Origin of the sequence: Nocardia asiatica NBRC 100129, assembly GCF_000308415.1 — a bacterium.
GTDB lineage: Bacteria > Actinomycetota > Actinomycetes > Mycobacteriales > Mycobacteriaceae > Nocardia > Nocardia asiatica.
The window spans coordinates 17,598-38,855 of the sequence record NZ_BAFS01000213.1; the positions used below are offsets into that span (position 1 = coordinate 17,598).

Annotated in this window: 14 protein-coding genes; 4 read left to right on the top strand and 10 right to left on the bottom strand. The window is 68.6% G+C overall.

The genetic code is table 11. From position 1 onward, the window contains the following. Window positions 1-512 precede the first annotated feature (512 nt). Window positions 513-1,469 (top strand): magnesium transporter, encoded by a 957-nt coding sequence (locus ON27_RS21155; protein WP_245560037.1) that lies wholly within the window; start codon window positions 513-515, stop codon window positions 1,467-1,469. 9 nt (window positions 1,470-1,478) lie between these two features. On the opposite strand, the gene ON27_RS21160 is transcribed toward ON27_RS21155, so the two are convergent. The 5 genes from ON27_RS21160 to ON27_RS21180 all read right to left on the bottom strand — a co-directional run bounded on the left by ON27_RS21160 (window position 1,479) and on the right by ON27_RS21180 (window position 13,069). After that, entirely contained in the window at window positions 1,479-5,666 is a 4,188-nt protein-coding gene (locus ON27_RS21160) for a cation-translocating P-type ATPase (RefSeq protein WP_051046844.1), read from the bottom strand. Window positions 5,667-5,941: 275 nt separating this feature from the next. Further along, the gene (locus ON27_RS21165) at window positions 5,942-7,780 is read right to left on the bottom strand and encodes an AMP-dependent synthetase/ligase (RefSeq protein WP_043730425.1); all 1,839 of its coding nucleotides are present in this window, start codon (window positions 7,778-7,780) and stop codon (window positions 5,942-5,944) included. Between the two features lie 113 nt (window positions 7,781-7,893). Further along, a complete protein-coding gene (locus ON27_RS21170) occupies window positions 7,894-9,381 on the bottom strand; it encodes a GNAT family N-acetyltransferase (RefSeq protein ID WP_306306955.1) in 1,488 nt (495 codons plus the stop codon). Window positions 9,382-9,694: 313 nt separating this feature from the next. Beyond that, the gene (locus ON27_RS21175; RefSeq protein ID WP_043730434.1) at window positions 9,695-10,144 is read right to left on the bottom strand and encodes an Hsp20/alpha crystallin family protein; all 450 of its coding nucleotides are present in this window, start codon (window positions 10,142-10,144) and stop codon (window positions 9,695-9,697) included. 333 nt (window positions 10,145-10,477) lie between these two features. Next, window positions 10,478-13,069: a cation-translocating P-type ATPase gene (locus ON27_RS21180; protein ID WP_043730440.1), complete on the bottom strand. Its 2,592-nt coding sequence runs from the start codon at window positions 13,067-13,069 to the stop codon at window positions 10,478-10,480. A 622-nt stretch (window positions 13,070-13,691) separates the two neighbouring features. Here ON27_RS21180 and ON27_RS21185 point away from each other — a divergent pair. Both ON27_RS21185 and ON27_RS21190 read left to right on the top strand, forming a co-directional pair. Next, window positions 13,692-13,949, top strand: coding sequence for an SHOCT domain-containing protein (locus ON27_RS21185; RefSeq protein ID WP_373282774.1), 258 nt, complete (start codon window positions 13,692-13,694; stop codon window positions 13,947-13,949). 53 nt (window positions 13,950-14,002) lie between these two features. Beyond that, complete coding sequence (locus ON27_RS21190; protein ID WP_083887713.1) at window positions 14,003-15,406, top strand: wax ester/triacylglycerol synthase domain-containing protein; 1,404 nt, start codon at window positions 14,003-14,005, stop codon at window positions 15,404-15,406. 138 nt (window positions 15,407-15,544) lie between these two features. Here the strand turns inward: ON27_RS21190 and ON27_RS41410 are convergent, their stop codons facing one another. Further along, entirely contained in the window at window positions 15,545-16,579 is a 1,035-nt protein-coding gene (locus ON27_RS41410; RefSeq protein ID WP_083887710.1) for a hypothetical protein, read from the bottom strand. A 269-nt stretch (window positions 16,580-16,848) separates the two neighbouring features. Here ON27_RS41410 and ON27_RS21200 point away from each other — a divergent pair, with 269 nt between their 5' ends. Further along, window positions 16,849-17,427: a CBS domain-containing protein gene (locus ON27_RS21200; RefSeq protein WP_043730448.1), complete on the top strand. Its 579-nt coding sequence runs from the start codon at window positions 16,849-16,851 to the stop codon at window positions 17,425-17,427. Window positions 17,428-17,578: 151 nt separating this feature from the next. Here the strand turns inward: ON27_RS21200 and ON27_RS21205 are convergent, their stop codons facing one another. From ON27_RS21205 to pdhA, 4 genes are read right to left on the bottom strand one after another with little or no spacing between them, the layout of a single operon-like run. Next, window positions 17,579-17,830, bottom strand: a complete 252-nt coding sequence (locus ON27_RS21205; protein ID WP_043730451.1) for a hypothetical protein — start codon at window positions 17,828-17,830, stop codon at window positions 17,579-17,581. 6 nt (window positions 17,831-17,836) lie between these two features. Continuing rightward, the gene (locus ON27_RS21210; RefSeq protein WP_043730453.1) at window positions 17,837-19,339 is read right to left on the bottom strand and encodes a dihydrolipoamide acetyltransferase family protein; all 1,503 of its coding nucleotides are present in this window, start codon (window positions 19,337-19,339) and stop codon (window positions 17,837-17,839) included. A 1-nt stretch (window position 19,340) separates the two neighbouring features. Continuing rightward, window positions 19,341-20,312 carry an alpha-ketoacid dehydrogenase subunit beta gene (locus ON27_RS21215; protein ID WP_218003028.1) on the bottom strand — a complete coding sequence of 324 codons (972 nt, stop codon included), beginning with the start codon at window positions 20,310-20,312 and terminating at the stop codon, window positions 19,341-19,343. After that, window positions 20,306-21,232 (bottom strand): pyruvate dehydrogenase (acetyl-transferring) E1 component subunit alpha, encoded by a 927-nt coding sequence (pdhA, locus tag ON27_RS21220; RefSeq protein WP_218003027.1) that lies wholly within the window; start codon window positions 21,230-21,232, stop codon window positions 20,306-20,308. Before pdhA ends, ON27_RS21215 begins: the two co-directional genes overlap by 7 nt. Between the last annotated feature and the right edge of the window lie 26 nt (window positions 21,233-21,258).

Below are 21,258 nucleotides of genomic sequence, written 5' to 3' on the forward strand. Positions count from 1 at the left end.
GTGTCCTTTTCCGCCTGCTGCGGGACGGCTCGGCGTCAGTTGTGTGCGCACGCGAGGAAACCCTACCGAAAGCGTTGCAGTCCAGCATCTTCAACGAACACAGCGCGGTAGCCTTCTTCTTGTACAGAGCTGTCGACAGGTTGACGGAGGACCTCCGGAACTGCCTCCGTCAGCGCTGAGCCCCCTGACCCACGCGTCCAAAGGGTCGGTATTGCAGCTGCGGTGGAGTTCGCGGAGGTTGTTCGCTTCGACCCAGTCGCGGTGGCTGAGCACCATGGCGCGCAGCCGCGCCGCATCGAGACTCCCGTCGTCCGCGCTGAGCGCCGCGGCGCGGGTCTGCCGCTGTTCGCTCACGTCGACGGAATCGCCCGGGCGACGTTCGACCGCATCATCCGCCGACGAGTCACAGACGGTTCGGCACGCGCGACCGAACGGCGCGCGGCCTGTTCGGAACACTGGCGCTTCCCGGCGGATCGGACTACCTTGCGGCCGTGGAACCGACTGTGCGAAGCGTGGAGCTGTTCGAAACGGCGGCGGCTCATGCCACCCGTGACGTGCCGATCGCCCATCCCGGGGAAACGGCCGACGATGTCCTGGCCCGTATGCGCGGCGGCCGATTCGCCAGCGCGGCGGTGATAGCGGTGTGTGACGGCACTCGGCTGGCCGGTCTGATCACGATCGAGAATCTGCTCGCGGCACCCGCCGGGACGGCCGTCGGTGCCGTGATGGACCCCGATCCGCCGACGATCGCCGGGCACAAGGACCAGGAGGCGGCGGTGTGGGAGGCGTTGCGGCATGAGGAACCGGGGCTCGCGGTCGTCGACGCCGATGGCCGATGGCTCGGGCTCATTCCACCGCAGCGGCTGTTGACGGTGCTGCTGCAGGAACACGACGAGGATGTCGCCCGGCTCTCCGGATATCTGAAATCCGCGACCGGCGCCCGGACAGCGACCGTCGAACCGATCGCCCGCCGACTGTGGCACCGCTTACCGTGGCTGCTGGTGGGACTCGTCGGCGCGATGCTTGCCGCGGGTGTGATGGATATCTTCCACGCCGAACTGGAGCGCGAGCTCCTTGTCGCATTCTTCATCCCCGGCGTGGTCTACCTGGCCGACGCGGTCGGCACCCAGACCGAGGCGCTGGTGATCCGCGGCCTTGCGGTCGGTGTCGGCATCCGTCGCATCGTCCACCGTGAATCCGTCACCGGCCTGCTCATCGGGCTGCTGATCGCCGTCGTCTCCTACCCGCTCACGTTGACGTTCTGGGGCGCACCGGACGTGTCGCTGGCGGTCGCGATCTCCCTACTGGCCGCATGCTCGGTCGCCGCGGTCGTGGCGATGGGTCTGCCGTGGACGATGTCGAAACTGAAGATCGATCCGGCCTTCGGCTCCGGACCATTGGCAACCGTGGTCCAAGACCTCCTTTCGATCCTCATATACCTGGGAGTGACCGCACTCGTCGTGACCTGATGGCGGACGTCACCCGGAGGCGCTTGCAGGAGGAGGATGCTCTTCGTCGCGGTGGCGCGCTACCGCGGGCGCGAACAGCAGTGTGCCGACAGCGCCCGCCGTAGCAGCGGTGCCGGCGATGAGCAGGCCGACGGGGCCTACCGGTCGGCATCCGAACAACTGACTCGGTCCTGGCGTCTCGACGATGCCGAGCAGCGCTGCCGCTGATACGACGGCCGCGCCGACGACGACCGGGTCGGTCGGCCGCAGCACCGCGGTCTCGCCCAACTGGGCGCCGACGATGCTCAGCAGGGTGACCGTGCGAGCTCGCTCGGCGGTACCGGTGAGGCGGGCAGCCAGGTAGCCGCCCGCGCCTGCCAGACCGGTCGCGACACCGTTCACGGTGATCCGTTCGGTGAGCAGTGGGCCGATCGAGCGGTCCGGGCCCTCCGCGAGCAGATGCTCCGGATCGAGGTGGGGCACCGGGCGCATGGCGATGGCCAGCGCCGGGATCGTGTCGGTGAACAAGTTGCACAGCAGCAGCTGGCGGGCGGTGAGCGGGGTCCTGCCGGTCAGCAGACTCACGCCGCCGATCACCGCGATCTCGCCGTAGTTGTGACCGAGCAGGTTGGCGACCGCGTCGCGGACCGCCACCCACAGGGCACGGCCCTCGATGAGCGCGTCGACGATGCTGCCGATGTGGTCCTCGACGAGCACCACGTCGGCGGCGTGGCGGGCCGCTTCGGTACTGCGGCCGCTGCCGAGGGCGATACCGACGTCGGCGAGCCGGATCGCGGCCGCGTCGTTCACACCATCACCGGTCATGGCGACACAGTGCCCAGCCCTGCGGTAGGCAGCCACCAGCCGGACTTTGTGGGCCGGCGTGACCCGGGCACAGACGGACACCCCGGGCAGCAGTGCGTCGAGCGCGTCGTCATCGAGGCGGTCGAGCTCTGGGCCGGTGACGACATCGGTGCTGCCGTCGGACGCGGACGGCAGCCCGACCTCGGTGGCCAGCCAGCGGGCCGTCGCAGGATGGTCGCCGCTGATCAGCACAGGCCGCACACCCGCGCGGGTGATTCGATCCAGGGCGTCCGCGGCGTGGCCGCGTGGCGGGTCGGAGAGGACCAAGAACCCGGCCAGGGTGAGTCCCATGACGTCGTCTTCGGTCAGCTCGGCCACCGATGGCGCGCCGAGCCGGCGGGTGGCGACGGCGAGCACTCGGCCGCCGTCTCCCGCCAGTTCCTCGACCAGTTCGTAGAGCTGGCTGCGGCGATCACTGTCCACCTCGACGTGGCCCGCGGTGGGGTGTTCGTGGTGGGCGCAGCGGCTCAGGATCGTCTCGGGAGCCCCGACGACGCTCAGTCGTACACCGTCCTCGTCCGGGACGACGACCGCGTGGTAAGCCCGGCCCGACTCGTAGGTCAGCTCGGCCAGTGCGGCCGCGGGCTCTGTGAGCCCCGCGGCCGTCGCGGCGGTGACGATGGCGTCGTCGGTGCTGCCCGGGCGACGTCGTCGCGGCAGGGTGGTCGCTGCCACAGCATGGGCGGTGGCGAGGATCCGCCGGTGCCTGCCGGGGAGCTGATCGGCAGCGGCACCTAGCTGTCCGTCGTGCACGGCGGTGACGCGCAGGATTCCATGGGTGAGGGTGCCGGTCTTGTCCACGCACAGCACATCGACCCGGCCGAGCGCCTCCACCGCTCGCTTGTGGCGGACCAGCACACCCCGTTCGGCAAGGCGTCTTGCCCCGGCCAGCTGGGCGGCGGTGGCGAGGATCGGCAGGCCCTCGGGGACGGCCGCCACCGTGAGGCTCACCCCGGCGGCCAGCGTCTCGGCCAGTGGGGCGCCCCGGGCGAGGTTGGCGAGCATGGTGACGACCCCCGCCCCGAGTGCGACCGGTGTGGCGCGCGCCGCCAACGCCTCGAGGCGGATCTCCACCCCGGTGCGCGGTGAGGTGACGCCGCGGGCAGCCCGTCCGGCGGCGGTGTCGGCCCCGACCGCTACCACTACGGCACTGGCTCGCCCGGTCGCGACGGCGGTGCCGGCGAACAACATGCAGGTCTGGTCGGCCAGTGCCTCCGCTTCGATCGCCGCGGGAACCTTGGCCACCGGCAGTGACTCGCCGGTCAGCGCGGATTCATCGATCTCCAGGCCCTCGGCCTCGAGCAGGCGGCAGTCGGCGGGCACCCCTTCGCCAGGACCGAGCCGAATGATGTCGCCGACGACCAGTTCGTCAGCGAAGACGCCACGTTCGGTCCCGTCGCGGCGGACCCGGACCCGCTGGGCGGCTACCCGGTCGAGCGCGGCAAGGGCCCGGTCGGCCCCGAGCTGTTGCAGAGCGCCGATTCCGGCGTCGGCGAAGACGACGGCGCCCACCATGGCCGCGTCGAGCATGGACCCGACCGCCACCGAAAGTGCGGCGCCCGCCGCGAGCACCGGTGTGAGCGGGTTGCGCAACTCGTTGGCGATATGAACCAGCAACTGCCGAGGCGCGCTCGGTACGGCAACCGGCGGCGGGCGGCGGGCACCCGCCTCGGCGGCGGTCAACCCTTCCGGGCTACTCCCCAAACGAGCGAGCACCTCGGCGGGCGGGACGCGATGCCAGTCGTCCTCCGCCTGCGCCTTCGGGGCCGGGGGGACCAGCCGCAACGCGCTCAGGCGCCCGTGTGCCAGAGCGACCAGGGCCGCCGCGTCGACACCCAGCGAGACGGGCCATGCCCGCCGATGCCGCCACGGCACCGGGACGCCGAGCAGGACGAGCGCGCTCGCCGCCGACCCGGCCAGCGCCAGCAGCACGCTGTGCCGGCTGATGTCCCGGGCGAGCCGGCAGGCGTCGAGCACGGCCGCGACGCCGACCGGCCCGTCGACGGCGATGAGGTCGGCATGCCACGGCACCGGATGCTCCGGATAGGGCGCGACCGCGACGCCGCAGTCCGCGGCGGCGAGCGCGGCCTCGTCGGCGCCCGCGACAACCGCGACGACGTGGCCTTCGCGTTGCAGCCGCGCGACGACTTCGGTGAGATCCGTCGGATCTTCCTCGGGTCCGGATTTGGGCTCGTACCGGACGATCTCGATGTCGTGGCCGGTCACCGGCTCCGGCGGTGGCGTGTCACCGAGCAGGTCCATGTCGATCACCAGACGGTCGACATGGTCGAGTATTCGCAGCGGTTCCGGCCGCACCACGAGCACGTCGCAGCGACCCAGGTACTCCGTCACTCCGGCGGCGAATGCCTCGCGCCCGAGCCTGGCGGCCTTGGCAACCCCCGCGCTGACCACGTCGACGGCACCCTGCGCCTGATGAGAAAGCGGGATGGTGGTCAATGCGGCGGCTATGGTCGCCATCAAGTCGCCCTCGTCATAGCGTTCGATCGGGCCCGGGGGCAGCGGGATCGGCCGCGGCGCGCGGTGCTCCGGTAGCGGCTGGGCCGGCGGGGCGGTCGCGTACAGCACCGGCTCCAGCTGCGCGAAGGTCTGCGCGCGGGAACGCTCCTGCCGCAACAGCAGCACCCGGTGGACGAGGTCGACGACCGGACTGAGCAGCTGTCGCTCCAGGGCACCGGCGGTGGCGGCCGCGATGCCCAGGGCCAGCTCCACTTCGGTCACCCCGAATCGCCGCTGCAGCGGGGCGCGCAGCCGCTCCTGGTTCTGCACGAACGCGATGACGGGTGCGAGTTCGATCGGCGTCGAGCGCCCGGGCAGGCGCAGCAGTGTGCCCAGGGCGGCGACGCCGACCGCGGCCACGTCGGCGACCGCCGCGATGGCGTACCAGGCCGCTGCGGTCCGATCGGTGGGATGTGTGGCCACCGCTGCGGTGAAGGGCCCCTCGACGTCGGCGGCGGTCTCCGCTTCCTCCACAGCGGCGACGATGACGGCCGAGTCGAACGCCTCTGAGGACCTCCTGGCGACCACGAGACGTCCGCACCCGGCGTCGAGGCGTGCCCAGGCCACCCCGGGCAGGCGGCCGACCCGCGCGGTCAGGTCCGTAGCGAACGCCTCCAGCAGTTCCGGCGCCGGTCCGTGCACCGCGACATGTACGCGGTCGTCGCCGGACCATACGACGCGGGCGTGACCCAGGGCTTCCGACAGCACGGTGTTCAACGCGTTCGCAGCAGATGCCGGGGCGCGCAGTGCACCGGCCGCGGCCGTCGGGACCCGCAACGAATTCACCGCGAGCACCGGAACACGCAACAATCTCTCGAGATAGCCGCCTAACACCATGGACTCCGCGATCGGTCGGCCGGTCGGAGCCCTCTGCTCGGCCGGTAGCGGCTGCCGAGTGCGGGGGCGTCGAACGCGCGGCAAATCTCGCGGGAACGCGCCGCGCTCGAGGACCGCTCACCCACAGTCATCCTCCCTCGACGTTCGCAGGACTCGGTAACCTCAGCAAACCCGGCGGGTGACCAAGCGGGATAGGGCACAACGGGGCCGACCGGCGGTGACCTTCGTCTTGCGTGAGAGTGTCGGGGAAGCGGAGTGACGGTCAGCGATCGACTTCAGCGATAGAGGGCGTCGATGCTGGCGGCGAGGTTGTCGACGACTATCTTGCGGCGCAGTTTCATACTCGGTGTCAGATCGCCTGCCTCGACGGACAGCTCGTGATCGATGATGTCGAATTTCTTGATCTGTTCCCAGCGATTGAGTTGGGTGTTCAAGTGGTCGACGTAGCCGGCGATCACGTCGTGGGTCTTCGCGTCCCGCGCGATGTCGGCCAGCGGTTTGTCCGCCAGGCCGTGCTTGCCGGCCCATTCGGTGATGCTCTGGGCGTCCAGGCCGACCAGCGCGACGCAATAGGGCCGGGTCTCTCCGTAGACGATGAATTCCGCCGCGTACGGGCATATTCCCTTGAATGTGGCGGCAATCGCGGAGGGCGCGACGTACTTGCCCTGCGAGGTTTTGAACAAGTCCTTCTTGCGGTCGGTGATGTGCAGGAAGCCGTCTGCGTCGATCTCGCCGATGTCGCCGGTGCGGAACCAGCCGTACGCGTCGAAAGTCTCGGCGGTGGCGTCGGGGCGGTCATGATAACCGCTCATCACACCTGGGCTTCTGAGCAGGATCTCGCCGTCCTCGGCGATCTTCACCTCGGTGCCGGGGAACGGCTTGCCCACCGTTCCGAACCGGTATGCCTCCGGGCGGTTGATGAACGAGGCCGCCGCGGTCTCGGTCAGGCCGTAACCTTCGAGCACGATGATGCCGATCGCGTCGAACCATTGCGCGACATCGCGGTCCAAGGGGGCCGCTGCCGAAACGAAGTACCGTATCCGACCGCCGAAGCGTGCACGGACTTTGGAGAGCACCAGCTTGTCGGCGACTTTGTGCTGCAATGAAACCAGCAACGACGGATCCTTGCCGGCCTGTCTCGCACGCGAGACTTTCAGGCCGACGCCGACGGCCCAGTCGAAGAGTTTCTTCTTGATCCCGCCTTCTTCGGCCACTATGCCCTCGATACGGGCATGCGCCTTCTCGAAGATGCGCGGGGCGGCCGCCACGATGGTGGGGTGCAGGATCGTGAGGTTGTCCACTATCTTCTCCACCCGGCCGTCGATTGCCGTGGGATAGCCGATCAGTGGTGACAGCGCGAGCATCACCTTGCCGAACGCGTGGGACAGCGGCAGCCACAAGAAGTTCAGATCGTCGGGGCCCAGCACATGCAACGCGTCGATTGCCGCGGCGCTGTAGGTCCATGCCGAATGCGGCAGCCTCACCCCCTTCGGGGTGCCGGTCGTCCCAGAGGTGTACATGATGCTGCCCAGGTGCTCGGGCCGGATGCCGCGGATGCGGTCGGCCACCACGTCGGGCGATTCGGCGAGCAGTGCGCGTCCGCGCTCTTCGAGGTCGTCGAGAGTGATCACCCAGTTTCCGTCGCCCTCGCCGTCGAGGATCACCACCTGCCGCACGTCGGGCAACTCGGCGCGGTGCTCGATCAGTTTGCCCACTTGGGCCTGATCCTCGGCGACGACGACACGGCTGCCCGAGTTGGCGACGATGAACGCGACGCCGGGGGCGTTGGTGGTGGGGTACACGGTGGTGGTGGCCGCACCGGCGCACATCACGGCGAAATCGGCGAGCACCCATTCGTACCGCGTGGACGACACCAGGGCGACCCGGTCCTCGGCTTGGATTCCCAGTGCGATCAGCCCGGCGGCGAGGATGTCGACGCGGTCACCGAACTGTCTCCAGGACACGCTGGTCCAGCGCTCGCCGTCGGGAAATCGGAATGCCTCCGCGTCCGGAGTCGCGGTGATGCGGTCGACGAGCATCTGGGCGACCGAGGATGCCCGGTGCTCGATCTTGCTGAGATCGGGAAGTTCCTCGGATTCCCGCAGGAACGTCATCACTCCATTCTACGAAGCCTTCGGCCGATCGATGGGGTGCTCGGACGAGAAAAGTATGCGTCCGGAAAGTACGGCATGATTCTCGAAATCGGTCCGGACGCGGAGATCGTCCCCTACCGACCTTTCCGGATTGCTCGACCGGCATTTTCCTTACGTGGGAGTACAGGCGTATCCAGATCTCCCTGTTCGTGGGCCTCGTCTTCGAGATCGAGATCGAAGTGCACGGTGGTGCCCTCGTATCGGAGCGCGTCATGCCAACCCTGTTCGGTGATGATCGCGAGCATGAGAGTGTTCTCCGCGAGTATTTCGGCCGTCAGATGTGCTACCCCCTCCAGGTAAGCGGCCGTGCCCAGTCGCCGCACGAGCAATGTGCCGATACCGTGTTGCTGGTCATGCGCGTTGACCGCTAGTGCCATCTCCGCAGTGACGTGTCCCGCGGTGGTGTCGGTGATGACGTAATTGGCGACCCCCACCAGGTCGTCACCTTCGAAAGCGCCGAGCGCGAAGTGGTTGGAGTCGTGCCGGCACAATTGTTCCGCGAACTCGTCGATGTGCTTCGGAACGGCACTGAAGAACCGCAGATAGGCATCGTGGGCCGACATCTGCTCGTGCAGCGACGCGACCGCGTCCCGGTCCTCCGGCGTCAGCGTGCGGACGGTTATCCCGGAGATCAGCGGGGCAGACGGTGCCGGCGCGGTGCGGGCGGTTGGTGCGATGGGATCCGCGCCGAGGCCAACCGGGGCCATGCGCGACGGACAGATCATGACCGGGCACCGGCTGTGGCGGAACAAGTACGAACCGAAACCGGATACTTCCCGGACAGACACGCGACCGTCGGTTCCGGCGACCACCAGTTGCGCACCGGTGGCACGTTCGCTCAACGACCGATGTGGGATGTCGGCAAGGGCGGACACGGTGACGTCAGGGAAGGCGTCGCGTGCCACGGCCAGGCGGGCGTCGAGGGAGTTCCGGTTCCTCGAAGTGACCGGAGCGGTCGTTTCGAGTTGCTCCGACCGGACCATCACGGCGATGACCGATGCACCGAACAGGTGGGCATAGCCGAACGCGGCGAGCGCGGCGTCGGCGCCGTCGTCGTTCACGGCGAGAAGCACCGGGCGCTGGTCTGGAAGCTGGCCCGGCTCTCCCCGCCAGACGGTCACCGGGCAAGTGGCGTGATCGGTAACCATCGTTATGGCGGTCGGCACGTCGAACTCCCCCACGTCGGGATGACCGAGGACGACCAGCCGGGCGTCCTCTCCTACTGTGGCCCACGCCTGCGCGGCCGGTCCGTCGATCGACTCACCGATGATCTCGAGGTCGGGGTGATCGCGGCGCACGACCGCGACGGCGTCGTCGATGACGGCTGCCGCGCTGGTTTCCGTCCGAGCCGCCGCCAGGGGGCCGGTCGCTGGGATGTCCGCCGAGCCGTCAGGAGTGGCGGTGGCGATGTGGACGACCCGCAGGGCGCAGTGCAGCCGTTCGGCGAGGCGGGCGGACCATAGGGCGGCGTCGCGCCCGATCGGCGGTCGGTCGACGGTCACCACGATCGGGGGATGCCCGTGTGTGGTCATGCGGTTTCTCCCGTCATGAGAGCTGACCATCTTCCGCGAATCCGCCGACTGGCGGCCGATCGGTCAATGGCCGAGTAGGGCCGTCCGAGCGCGGATCACATCGCCGTGGCAAGGGCGGGACCCGGGGGTTCCCGATGGTCGTCGTGGCCGTGTGCCGTCGACCGGCGATGCATCGCCGCCCTGGAGAAGGCGTGCATCACCAGCTCAGGCGCCCGACGCCGACCAAGGCGGCGATGGCGGAGGCGCCCTCCGCAGGCCTCGAATGACGCTGCCCCCAGCAGCAGTCGGTGGGGTGCCGCGTCGGCCGGTCCGTCTGCCTGGGCCATCCCGGGTTCCGCAGCGATCAGCTGTGTCCGTTTCCGGTCTTCTTGATTTCGATGTGCCTCTCCGGGGTTTCCGACTCGGACACCGGCACGGTCACCGTCAAGATCCCGTCGGTGTAGGACGCATCGATGTCGTCTTCCTTCGCGCCGACCGGTAGCGGAATCGACCGGTAGAAACTGCCGTAGTGAAATTCCGAGCGGGTGCCTTCTTCCTTCCGTTCCGTGCGTTCGGCCTTGATCGTCAACCGTCCTTCCCGGACGCTGATGTCGACGTCTTTGGCCGGGTCCACCCCGGGCAACTCGGCCCGCAAGGTGTAGCGGCCCTTCTCGAGATTCTCCTCGACTCGGATCATGTGGCCCTCGAGCGAGGTCCAGGGAGGCCGTGACTCCAACCGGGCCATCAGATCGGACCAATCGGGCAGAGCGGGCCAGGTCGGTAGCAATGCCTGGCGAGAGGAAAGGATGCTCATAGCGCGACTCCAGCGAAGAGAGTGGTTGATGACTCTTCGATTCCACGCGGCGCCCGCGCCGAGCAGTAGGGCCTACGGTCCTTCCTCCGAGGACTCCGGTCCCTGAACAGAATCCAGCGTCGAAGATGACCCGGACTGCCGATGGCCCGGTCGCGACCGCTATGGCCGCGAGCCACAGCATCGGCGACCGCCTCGCTGAACGGACGTGCGATCAGCCCGGCCGCACCGCACCGCACCGCACCGCACCGCACCGATCAGAGCCCTGAGGATTGCCTCACGAAATCGTCGCCGCACCGCTGCCTTTGTTCATGGAGCCTCCTCGATCTCGAATCGCTAGGCCGGAGCACCGACCCGGGCACCGCCCGGCCGCGAGAAGTGTTTCTGTAGAGCGTCGGCCGCCAGAACAGCGGGTACAGCGGCCAGCGCGGCCAGTGCGCCGGTTACGGTCGGGCCGGACTGGTCGAGCAGGTGGGCGAGCGGTGGGATGTACAGGAATGCGGCCAGCATGCCGATCTCGGCGAGGACGGCCGACAGCAGCAGCCGATTGGCGCTCAGCGGTATCCGCCACACCGGCCGGATCGTGCTGCGGCAGGCGAAAGCGTTCGCCACCTGCCCGAAGACGATCGCGGTGAAGACAGCGCCGGAACTCGCCGCCAACACGGGCCCGGTCGGGAAGGGCTCGCCCGGTCGCCAGCCGACGGCCAGGAACGAGACGACGAACACCGCCAGACCGATCGCCGCCTCCACCGGACCCAGAACGCCGAACGCCCGTGCGAACAGCTTGCGGTCGAGCAGATGCCCGCGCGCCGGGGGCCGCTCGAGCACGTGCGGTGCCGGCGGTTCGGCGCCGAGCGCCAGCGCGGGCAGCACATCGGTGCCGATGTCGAGGGCCAGCACCTGCAGCACGCCGATGGCGAGCGGGAATGTCCCACCGGACAATGCCCAGACCACGAACGGGGCCAGTTCGGCGACGTTGTCGGTGAGATGGTAGGTGAGGAACCGGCGGATGTTGGCGAACGTGGCCCTTCCCTGTTCGACGGCGGCCACGATGGTGCCGAAATCGTCGTCGAGCAGCACCAGATCCGACGCCTCACGCGCCACGTCGGTTCCCGACTTGCCCATGGCGACGCCGATCGCGGCCTCGCGCAGCGCGGGAGCGTCGTTGACGCCGTCACCGGTCATCGCGACGACGTGTCCACGCGCTTGCAGGGCTCGAGCGATGCGGAGTTTGTCCTCCGGGGTCACCCGTGCGACAACGGCGGCGTCCCGGTCCAGCAACTCCCCTAAAGCCTCCGGCGTACCGGGCAGTTCGTGACCGGTGTACACCGGGGTTCCAGGGCCGCCCAGACCTACCTCACGGGCGATCGCGCGGGCGGTCTCCGGATGGTCGCCGGTGATCATGACGACCTGGATACCGGCGCGGCGGCATGCGGCCAGCGCGGCGGCCGCTCCCCGGCGCGGCGGATCCTCCAGTGCGACCAGCCCCAGCAGAGTCAGTTCGGCTTCCGCCTCGTCCGCCGTCGTGGGCAGGGGGCCGGTGAGCTGCCGGGCGGCCACCGCGATCACCCGCAACCCCCGCCCGGCCAGCCGGTGCAGCGCGTCGGTCGCCCGCGGTTGCGGCAGGCAGCGGGAGAAGATCGCATCAGGTGCGCCTTTGACGAGTACACGGTCGTCGACGACGACCGACATTCGGCGCCGCCGCGCGTCGAAGGGGAATCGGGCGCGTTCGGGATGCGTACCGGCGTCCTCATCGACACCGGCTCGACGGGCGAGGACGTCCAATGCCGCCTCCATCGGATCGCCCTGCGCGATCCACTCCCCATCTCGGTGCGCCGCTCGCCCCGAGGAGCAGCGGCGGGCCGCCCGAGCCAGCTCCCGCAGCGAAGCCAGCCCATCCGTCGGCGTGCAGGCCACCTCGCCGGTCGGTTGGTAGCCGTCGCCGGAGATCGTCGCCGCCCCGCCCGGCATCCAGACCTCGACCACCGACATCTCGTTCTGGGTGAGGGTTCCGGTCTTGTCGGTGCAGATCAGCGTGGTGGAGCCGAGCGTCTCCACGGCCTCGAGATGGCGAACCAGCGCATGTCGTTCGGCCATCCGCTGCGCGCCCATGGCCAGCGACAGCGTGACGGTCGGCAGCAGCCCGCAGGGCACGACGGCCACGGTGACGCCGACGGCGAACAGGAACCCGTCGGAGGCGGGGGTACCGACCAGCAGCGCCAGCGAGAAGAACACGACACCCACGACGATCGCGACGGCGGCGATGATCCGCGAGATCCGATCGAGTTCCCGCCGCAGTGGAGTGAGCGCCGGTCGCTGCGCCTGGGTCAGTTTCGCGATGCCGGCCAGCCGGGTCCGCTCCCCGATCGCCACCACAGTTGCCTGGGCTTCGCCTTCGACGATGAAACAGCCCGCGTACACCCCGTCGCCCGTGCTGGGATGTTCAGGCACGCTTTCGCCGGTGAGCGCCGAGGTGTCCACTGCCAGCGCATGCACCCGATCCAGGCGCAGGTCCGCCGAGACGCGGTCGCCCTCGGCGAGCAAGACCACGTCGTCGGTGACGAGTTGATCGGCGGGCACCTGAACGACGGCCGCGTCGCGCACCACGGTGACTTTGCGAGGCAGCAGGTTGCGCAACCGCTCGGCGGCATGCTCGGCCCGCTGCTCCTGCACGAATGCGAAAACCCCGTTCAGCACCACCACGACGAACACCGCGACGCCCAACTGCGGCATCCCGGCTACGAACGCCAGCGCGCCGGCCACCCAGAACAGCAGGGCGAAGAAATGCACCATCTCACCCGCGAACCGCCGCCAAGCCGGAGTCGCGCGCCGCACGGGTAGCGCGTTGCGACCCTCCAGCTCCTGTCGGCGGGCCACTTCGGCGGCGGTCAGGCCGCGCCGTCCGGTAACCAGATCGACGGCGTTCATGCCCGTGCCTTGCCGGCGCGCGGCTCCGACAAGGCCGCGATCGCGGCCTTGTCCATCGTTCGCTCGCTCATGAGCACATCCACTGGGCGATCATCTACGCACCGATCCTGCGATGGGTCTTCCGGTGACGGTGATCGGGATGGCGGCGCGTCCACCAGACCGCGGTCAGGAGCGCGACCATACACAACGCCGCGGCGACCACGACGCCGACGACTACGACCGCGATAACTTCACCAGCAGCCATACCTGTTGCATCTTTCGTGCCGCGACAGCGTCGACCACCAGCGCGTGTGGCGGTCCTCCGATCCGAGTCTGCCTCGCCTCGCACGCCGTCGCGCGGGGCGAAAGCAGGAGAACACCAGGACCTTCGCCCCTTTCCGCGTTCGGCGGAAACAGCGTCTCGGCAGCGTCGACAGGAAAACCCAGGTCACAAGGTTCGCGGGGTTGTTGGGCAAGGTCGGCTTCGAACCGGCTGCCGGGGCGACCGGGTCGCGCTTGCGGCCACGACTGGTGACAGATGACTCTCGTCCCGCCGGATAGTGCTGTTCGGCCGTATCCCGGTTGGTGTGCGGCGCGCACAGTGAAGGAACCGAACACCCGAAGTGAAGGAGAGACTGCGGTGATGTTCTGGTACGGCAACGGAATGACCGGATGGGGATATGGCCTGATGGCCATCGGCATGGTGATCTTCTGGGTGCTGGTCATCGCCGGCATCGTGGCACTGGTCCGCTACACCGCGGCCCCCTCGCAGGGGCGGCCCACGGTGCCACATGGGCCCACTCCGCAGCAGGTGCTCGCCGATCGTTACGCCCGTGGCGAGATCGATGACGAGGAATACACCCGGCGATTGAAAACCCTCGACAGCGCCACATCCACCTGAGGCGTACCGGCATGGTTCGAAGGCAGCAGGCGATGGCCACTCGCGAATCCCACATGTCTCAATCGGACCTGTTCTCCTGGAACATGGAACGTGATCCGGCGCTGCGCTCGACGATCGTCTCGGTCATGATTCTCGACACCGATCCGGACTGGGAACGTTTGGTCGAGACGATCGATCGCGGCACTCGCATCGTGCCGAGGTTGCGGCATCGGCTGGTCACCGTGCCGTTCGGTCTCGCCCCGCCGCGGTGGGTGCTCGATTCGGATTTCGACCTGTCCTGGCACCTGCGCCGTTCCGCGCTGCCGGCACCGGCGGACCTCTCCGCGGTACTCGAATTCGCCCGAACCGAGGCGATGACCGCGTTCGATCCGGCCCGGCCACTCTGGCGCTCGACCTTGCTCAGCGGCTTGGACGGCGCGGGATGCGCGCTGGTGATGACGGTGCATCACAGCCTCACCGATGGCATCGGCGGTATTCAGATCGCCACGGCGCTGCTGGATTTCGATCGGGCGGGCACCGATCGCGGCCATCCGGCCGAGCCGCCGCAGGACCACGATGGCGCGTTCCGCGACATCGTGGCGTGGAACTGGTCGGTCGGCTCGCATCTTGTTCGCGGCGGTGTGCGGGTCACGCCGCGGACCGCGTGGCGGGCTGTCACTCATCCCGCGCGGGCGGCGCGCGATGGTGCCGCGCTGGCGACCTCGTTGTTCCGCTTGGCCCAACCCGTCACCACGACGCTGTCGCCGGTGATGACAGAGCGCAGTCTCGGTCGCCGGCTGGCAGTACTGGACGCTCCCGTCGAGCAGCTGCGCCGTGCCGCGCGGGTGGTCGGCTGCACGATGAACGACGCGTTCCTGACCGCGTTGGTCATCGGGCTGCGCAGGTACCACGATCGACACGGGGCGAGCGTCGACCAGTTGCGGGTAACCATGCCGATCAGCCTTCGCACAGCCGATGATCCGCTCGGCGGCAATCGGATCACTCTCGCTCGTTTCGCGTTGCCGGCCGACATCCCGGACACCGCGGACTCGATGCGCGCCGTGGCCGCCGCGGTCGCCGGTTGGCGGCGCGAGCCGGCGATACCGTTGTCCGGCGCCGTCGCCGCGGCGTTCAACCGGCTGCCTGCCGGACTGCTCACCGAGATGCTCAAACATATCGACTTCCTCGCGTCCAACGTCCCGGGTTCCCCGGTGCCGCTCTATATCGCCGGGGCGCGGATCGACCGGATGTACGCTTTCGGTCCCACCATCGGCACGGCCGTCAACGTCACCCTGACCTCGCATGCCGGAACCTGCTACGTCGCGATCAACGCCGATACCGCCGCGATTCCCGACATCGCGATCTTGACCGACTGCCTCGCCGATGGTTTCGCCACCGTGCTTCGTCTCGGCGCCGAGGGCGCATCAGAGGGGGGCGCCGACCTGGACGCCGAAGCACCCCGCTCGACAACCGTGTGATCGGTTGTCACCGGATCGCGGCGGTAGCACTCTTCGGCCTGGCCGTTCCGACCAGTGTGACAGGGGTGCGGACCGGAGCGATTCGGTTCGAGATCTGGCGGCCCCGCCGTATCCGCCGAGGTGAGTGCTCCGACGCGGTCACAAGGAAGCCGGTGTATGCCCGGGCACAAGGATGCGCACGAGGAACATCCCGGTCGTCGCCGCCACTACCGCGGCCATCACAATGCCTCCCAACGCCCCGATCACGGCCGTGACCATCGCCGACTGCCCTGCCCGCCACAACGGGGTCGTGACCGTGGTGAAGGCGGCCAGCCCCGCGATCCAGCCGACCGCGTTGCCCCAGATCCACAGCACCGCACGATCCGACCAGCGCCGTAACACATACCACTGAGCGACGCCGATCGCGAACACCATCACAAGCGCCCCCGCGGCGACCACCGGCACCTGGACCGCGGCCGGCCAATTGCCCAATCGGTCTCCGTAGAGAACCGGCACCAGGCCGACGGTCCACGCGGCGAGCGCACCGGCCGCCGTGGCCATGATCCAGTCGCGGGTCGGGAATCCGTGCAACAACCAGCGCAGTACGCGACTCTGGGAAAAGGCGAGCACGCCGCCTTCGATCGTGGCCGCGATCAGCAGTGCGGCCGCGATCACGCCAGGCGCCGAGTCGACGGTCAGCGCACCCGCCGCAGCCGGTGCGGCGAAGCCGAGAGTCTCACCAGCGGTGACCGCGACGAACCAGCGACGGCTCAGCTCCCGGCGCGACGGCGTCGTCTTCTCCGCACCTAGGACGATCACCACGTACGGATCATCCACGTCGATCCGGTGCCGTGGATGCGCCTTCTGATACAGCGCCTCCATCTGTTCGTGTTCCAGCGATCCGGGCGCCACGACGTGCCCGATACCTGTCGACCAGAACCCGTCGATCCTGATCGACGCCGGATGCGGTGACCGGAAGTTCCGCCACCACGCCTTCGTGGCGGCGTTCGCCACTCGGACGACTACGCTGTCGCCCACCCGCACATACGACACCGGCAGGGCGATATGTCGCCCGGACGATCGCCCTCGGTACCGCAACTCCCCGATCGTCTGCTGTAATCCGACCGGCAGTCGCAATGCCATCAACAGCGCCGATGCGGCCAGTCCTGGTCTCTCGTACCTGGTGATCGTCACGCGTACCTCCCCGGCGCACCGGATTCGATTTCTTCCTCTCGATCTTTCGCGGCGTACACGCGCTCCCACAGAAGCGAAAGTCACCATCCGGCGGCCGTTTGTGATCTCCGCGAAACCCGGAATCGGACCTCGCCACTGAGGACGTTGGTCCCGCGTGCCGAAGGCAGGACGCCTCTCCCGAACCCGCCCGCGCCCCGTCACGCTGGGCATATGCCCTCGGAAGGGTCAGCATCGCCGTCCCGCACCCCCGCATCCGTGAGGTGATACCGATGTACGCACGTGACGTCCTCAGCAGGCCCGTGGTGACAGTGCGGCCGGAGACACCGCTGCGCGAGGCGACCGCGCTGCTGACCGCACATGGTTTCGCCGCGCTGCCGGTCGTCGACGAGCAGGGTCGGGTGATCGGCATGCTCGCCGAATCCGACGCGCTGGGGGCCGGCCCCGGCATGGCGAGCGCCACCGTCGGAGCGGTGATGTCGGTCCCGGTGGAGGTGATCACGCCCGGCACCGATACCTCGACGATCGCCTCTCGCCTGCTCGCCGGACATCTGCGGTCTCTGCCGGTCGTCGAGGCCGGACTGCTCGTCGGGATCGTGTCCCGTCGCGACCTGCTGCGCGCTCTGATCAGTGACGACGCCACCCTCGAGGCGAAAATTCGAGTGCTGCTGGACGAATACGCCGGCAGCCGTCGGCAGTGGTCCATCGACGTGGCCGAGGGAGCGGTCACCATTCGGGGCATCTTCGCCGACCCGAGCGAACAACACGTTATCGCCGCCCTCGCCGGCACCGTGGACGGTGTACACGACGTCGAGGTGATAGACGACGCCAGGATCGCGCCCGACCGCTGAACGGCCGCCAACGGCCAGGTCTTCCGGAAGGCGCGGCCCCGCCTCCGCTCATCCCCGCGGCAAGGTGGCCGACTGACCCGGCGCTGCCCACCTTCACCTTGCCCGGCGCCAGGGCCGCGGACAGACTTCGGCCAGCTGCTTGCTGAGGCGCTCAGCGCGAATCGATGAGGAAATCGACGCAAGACCGGATTGTGGCGAGCCTAGGGTATTCGCTCTCCTCGATCCGGCGGCTTGCGGTCGAGAGGCGCTCGACAAATGTCTGGAAATCGATCGAGTCGAGCTCCAGCGTGCTGCGCAGCGACTCGTCTCGGCCGATGGCCGCGATCTCGGCGTCGGTGGCGAAGCCGCGCAGTGATTCTCGTACGACGTCCTCGGCGGTCTCACGGGAAAGGGTTCCGGGCATCGGGTATCACAACTCCTCTGGATGCTGAAGAAGGTCGGAGATCGTATTGAGGAAGCGGGCGCCGACCGCGCCGTCGCTGGCGCGATGATCCGCCGACAGGGTCGCGGTCACTTGGGGACGCACGCCCAGAAGTCCGTCCACCGCGCAGGGGCGTTCGGTGATGGCGCCGAATCCGACGATCGCGACCTGTGGCGCGGCGATCACACCGTAGACCGAATCAACCCCCAGCTCACCGAGGTTCGTCACCGTAATGGTCGCCGGAACGGCGTCAGCGGAACGCAGCCGGGCCGTGCGAGCTCTGCCGACCACGCCGCGCAGTGCCTCCATTATCGCCGACGGAGCGAGCGTGTCGGCATCGGGAATGGTGGGCACCATGATGCCGCCGCCGCGCAGCGACACCACGACCCCGAGATGGACAGCGGACGCCGGTCGGAACTCCTCGTCGAGCCAGTGCCCGTTCAGCTGGGGCACCTTCTTCGCAGCTCGCACCGTCGCGCACAGCAGCAGGGCAGGCGCCAGGATCCGGGCTGGAACCGGGATCTGCCGGTTCGTCTCCTCCAGCCAGCGTGATGTGGTGTCCATATCGATGGTGGCGGACAAGTAGTAATGCGGCACGGTCTGCTTCGACCTGGTCATGGCAGCCGCGATCAGCTTCCGGACCGCGATCGGATCATGTTGCCGCGCCTCGCGCAAGACGTCGGACGTCGGGCGGGAGGGCTGCCCCGGCACAGATTCCCGGGCGGAAGCACCGTCGGCATCAGTGGCATGCACATCGCGCGCACGCACCGCACCAGCCGGACCGGTACCCGAGACGCTCGCCAGATCGATTCCCGATTCGGCGGCCAACCGACGCGCGTACCCCGAGGCGCGCGCCACATCCGTTCGTCCCGGAAGGTATTCGACGCCCTCCCGCGGCACGGCTCGTTCCCTGAGCGCGGCCGCCGATCCCACGGCAGGCGCTCCGTCGGCCGGGCTCGTGGGGGCACGATCACCACGCGGTTGCGCCCGCCCGCCGGAAGAACTCGCGCCCTCGATGTCGGCGCGCACAATGCGACCACCGGGCCCCGACCCGTGAACGGTCGCGAGGTCGATACCGGCTTCGTCCGCCAGCCGCCGAATCAGCGGCGTCGCACGAGAACCATTGTCTCTGGAAACTCCCGCACCCGAAATGAGCTCGGGTTTCGCGGGCCCTATCGTACCCGCTGTGTGGGCCGGTGCCGTTTCCTTGCCTTCGCTGGGAGGGCGAGGAGGTGAAGCGGCGTTTTGCGTCTCGGTGGCGGTTTCGATCGTCGCCAGCGTGGTGCCGACCGGTACCTTGCTACCTTCCGGGACCAGGATGGACGCGATGACGCCGTCATCGAAGCATTCGACCTCGATCGCCGCCTTGGTGGTGTCCACCTCCGCGACAACGTCCCCCTTGTGCACGACATCGCCAGGGTGCACGAGCCAGTGCAGTAGTGTGCCCTCGACCATGTCGGCGCCGAGTGACGGCATCCGGAACTCGGCCATGTCAGCTCACCGCCTTGCGGACGGCGTCGACGACGGCATCCGGCCGCGGTAGCGCCGCCTCCTCCAACTGGCGTGCGTACGGAATCGGCACCTCGGCGGTACAGACCCGGACGACCGGGGCGTCGAGGTCGTAGTAGGCGTGTTCGGCCGCGCGGGCGGCGATTTCGGCCGCGATGCCGACGCTGCGCCACCCTTCGTCGACAATCACCAGACGATGCGTGCGCGCTACCGACTCGAGCACTGTCCTGTCGTCCAGCGGCCGCAGGCTGCGCAGATCGATGACTTCCGCGGCGATTCCCTCGTCGGCGAGCAGCCCCGCGGCCGCCTCGGCGATCGGCAGCGTGCCTCCATAGGCGACGACGGTGACATCGGTTCCGGCCCGCCGGAGCACTGCTCGGTCGATGTCGACCGCGCCCGCGTCCGGGGGCAATTCGCTCTCGCTGTTGTACAGCGCGATCGGCTCGAAGATCACAACCGGGTCCGGATCCTGCAGCGCGGTCCACAGCATCCCGCGGGCGTCAGCCACTGTGGCCGGTGAAACTACCCGCAGTCCGGGAATATGCGCGTAAAAGGCCTCGAGGCTGTGCGAATGCTGGGCGGCGAGCTGGCGGCCCGCGCCGGTCGCCATCCGGATCACCAGTGGCACCCCGAGCTGCCCGCCCGACATGTGCCGCAACGTCGCGGCGTTGTTGAGGATCTGGTCCAGCGCGAGCAGGCTGAAGTTGCCGGTCATGACCTCGACGATCGGCCGCATACCGCCCAGCGCCGCACCGATTCCCGCGCCGACGAACGCCGATTCGCTCAGTGGGGTGTCCCGGATCCGGCGTGGACCGTATTCCTCGAGCAGGCCGCGGCTCACGCCGAAGCAGCCGCCGTACGCACCGACATCCTCACCCATCAGGAAGACGCGGTCATCGCGATCCAACGCTTCCCGCAGCGCTTCGCGCATCGCATCCCGGTAGGTGATCATGATCGCTCCGCGTACACGTGACGGGTCAGATCGGCCACGGGTTCCAGCGGTCCTGACTCGGCCGCGGCGATCGCATCGTCGAGTTCGGCGTCGACGGCGGCCTCGAGGGCCGACAAGCCCTGCTCACTCAGGTCTCCCGACGCCCGCAGTTCGGCGGACAGTCGGGGAATCGGATCACGCGCCTTCCACCGCTCGATCTCGGCTTTGTCCCGGTAGCGGTCGGCGTCGTAGAGCGAATGCGCGCGGAACCGGTAGGTCCGCAATTCAAGGAAGCAGGGTCCGCCGCCACCGCGAATGGATTCCACCGCCCGCCGGGTGGCCGCCGCTACAGCCTCCGCGTCCATGCCGTCGACGGGCCAGGACATCAATCCGTAGGTCGCCGCGCGCAGTGCCAGATCGGTGACCGCGTGCTCCCGATGCAGCGCGGTACCCATCGCGAATCGGTTGTTCTCACACGCGAACAAGATGGGAAGCCGCCACAACGCGGCGAGATTCAAGCATTCGTGGAACTCGCCCTCGGCGGCGGCACCGTCACCGAACAGGCACACCGTCACCACCGGGCGGTCCCGCAAGGCGTCGGCCAGAGCGAGCCCGACCGCCAACGGCAGCCCACCGCCGACGATCGCGTTGCCGCCGAAGAAGCGGCGGCCGGCATCGAACAGATGCATGGAACCGCCCCGGCCCCCACTGCAACCGGACGCACGCCCGAACATCTCGGCCATCAAAGCCGCCATCGGAATGCCGCGCGCCAGCGCGTGCCCGTGTTCGCGATAGGTCGACACCACGGCGTCCTCGGGCCCGATTTCCCGCAGCAGCCCGGCCGCGACAGCTTCCTCGCCCACGTACAGGTGCAGGAAGCCGCGGATCTTCTCGGCGCTGTAGAGACGCACGCAGCGTTCCTCGAATCGCCGGATACGAATCATCTGCCGCAGCAACTCGAGTCGCTCCG

Excerpts from the sequence above, each read along its gene's own strand:
- ON27_RS21160 (WP_051046844.1), bottom strand. The coding sequence starts at position 5,666 with ATGGTGTTAGGCGGCTATCTCGAGAGATTGTTGCGTGTTCCGGTGCTC.
- ON27_RS21165 (WP_043730425.1), bottom strand. The coding sequence starts at position 7,780 with ATGACGTTCCTGCGGGAATCCGAGGAACTTCCCGATCTCAGCAAGATC.
- ON27_RS21170 (WP_306306955.1), bottom strand. The coding sequence starts at position 9,381 with ATGGTCAGCTCTCATGACGGGAGAAACCGCATGACCACACACGGGCAT.
- ON27_RS21175 (WP_043730434.1), bottom strand. The coding sequence starts at position 10,144 with ATGAGCATCCTTTCCTCTCGCCAGGCATTGCTACCGACCTGGCCCGCT.
- ON27_RS21180 (WP_043730440.1), bottom strand. The coding sequence starts at position 13,069 with ATGAACGCCGTCGATCTGGTTACCGGACGGCGCGGCCTGACCGCCGCC.
- ON27_RS21185 (WP_373282774.1), top strand. The coding sequence starts at position 13,692 with ATGTTCTGGTACGGCAACGGAATGACCGGATGGGGATATGGCCTGATG.
- ON27_RS21190 (WP_083887713.1), top strand. The coding sequence starts at position 14,003 with ATGTCTCAATCGGACCTGTTCTCCTGGAACATGGAACGTGATCCGGCG.
- ON27_RS21200 (WP_043730448.1), top strand. The coding sequence starts at position 16,849 with ATGTACGCACGTGACGTCCTCAGCAGGCCCGTGGTGACAGTGCGGCCG.
- ON27_RS21205 (WP_043730451.1), bottom strand. The coding sequence starts at position 17,830 with ATGCCCGGAACCCTTTCCCGTGAGACCGCCGAGGACGTCGTACGAGAA.
- ON27_RS21210 (WP_043730453.1), bottom strand. The coding sequence starts at position 19,339 with ATGGCCGAGTTCCGGATGCCGTCACTCGGCGCCGACATGGTCGAGGGC.
- pdhA (WP_218003027.1), bottom strand. The coding sequence starts at position 21,232 with ATGATTCGTATCCGGCGATTCGAGGAACGCTGCGTGCGTCTCTACAGC.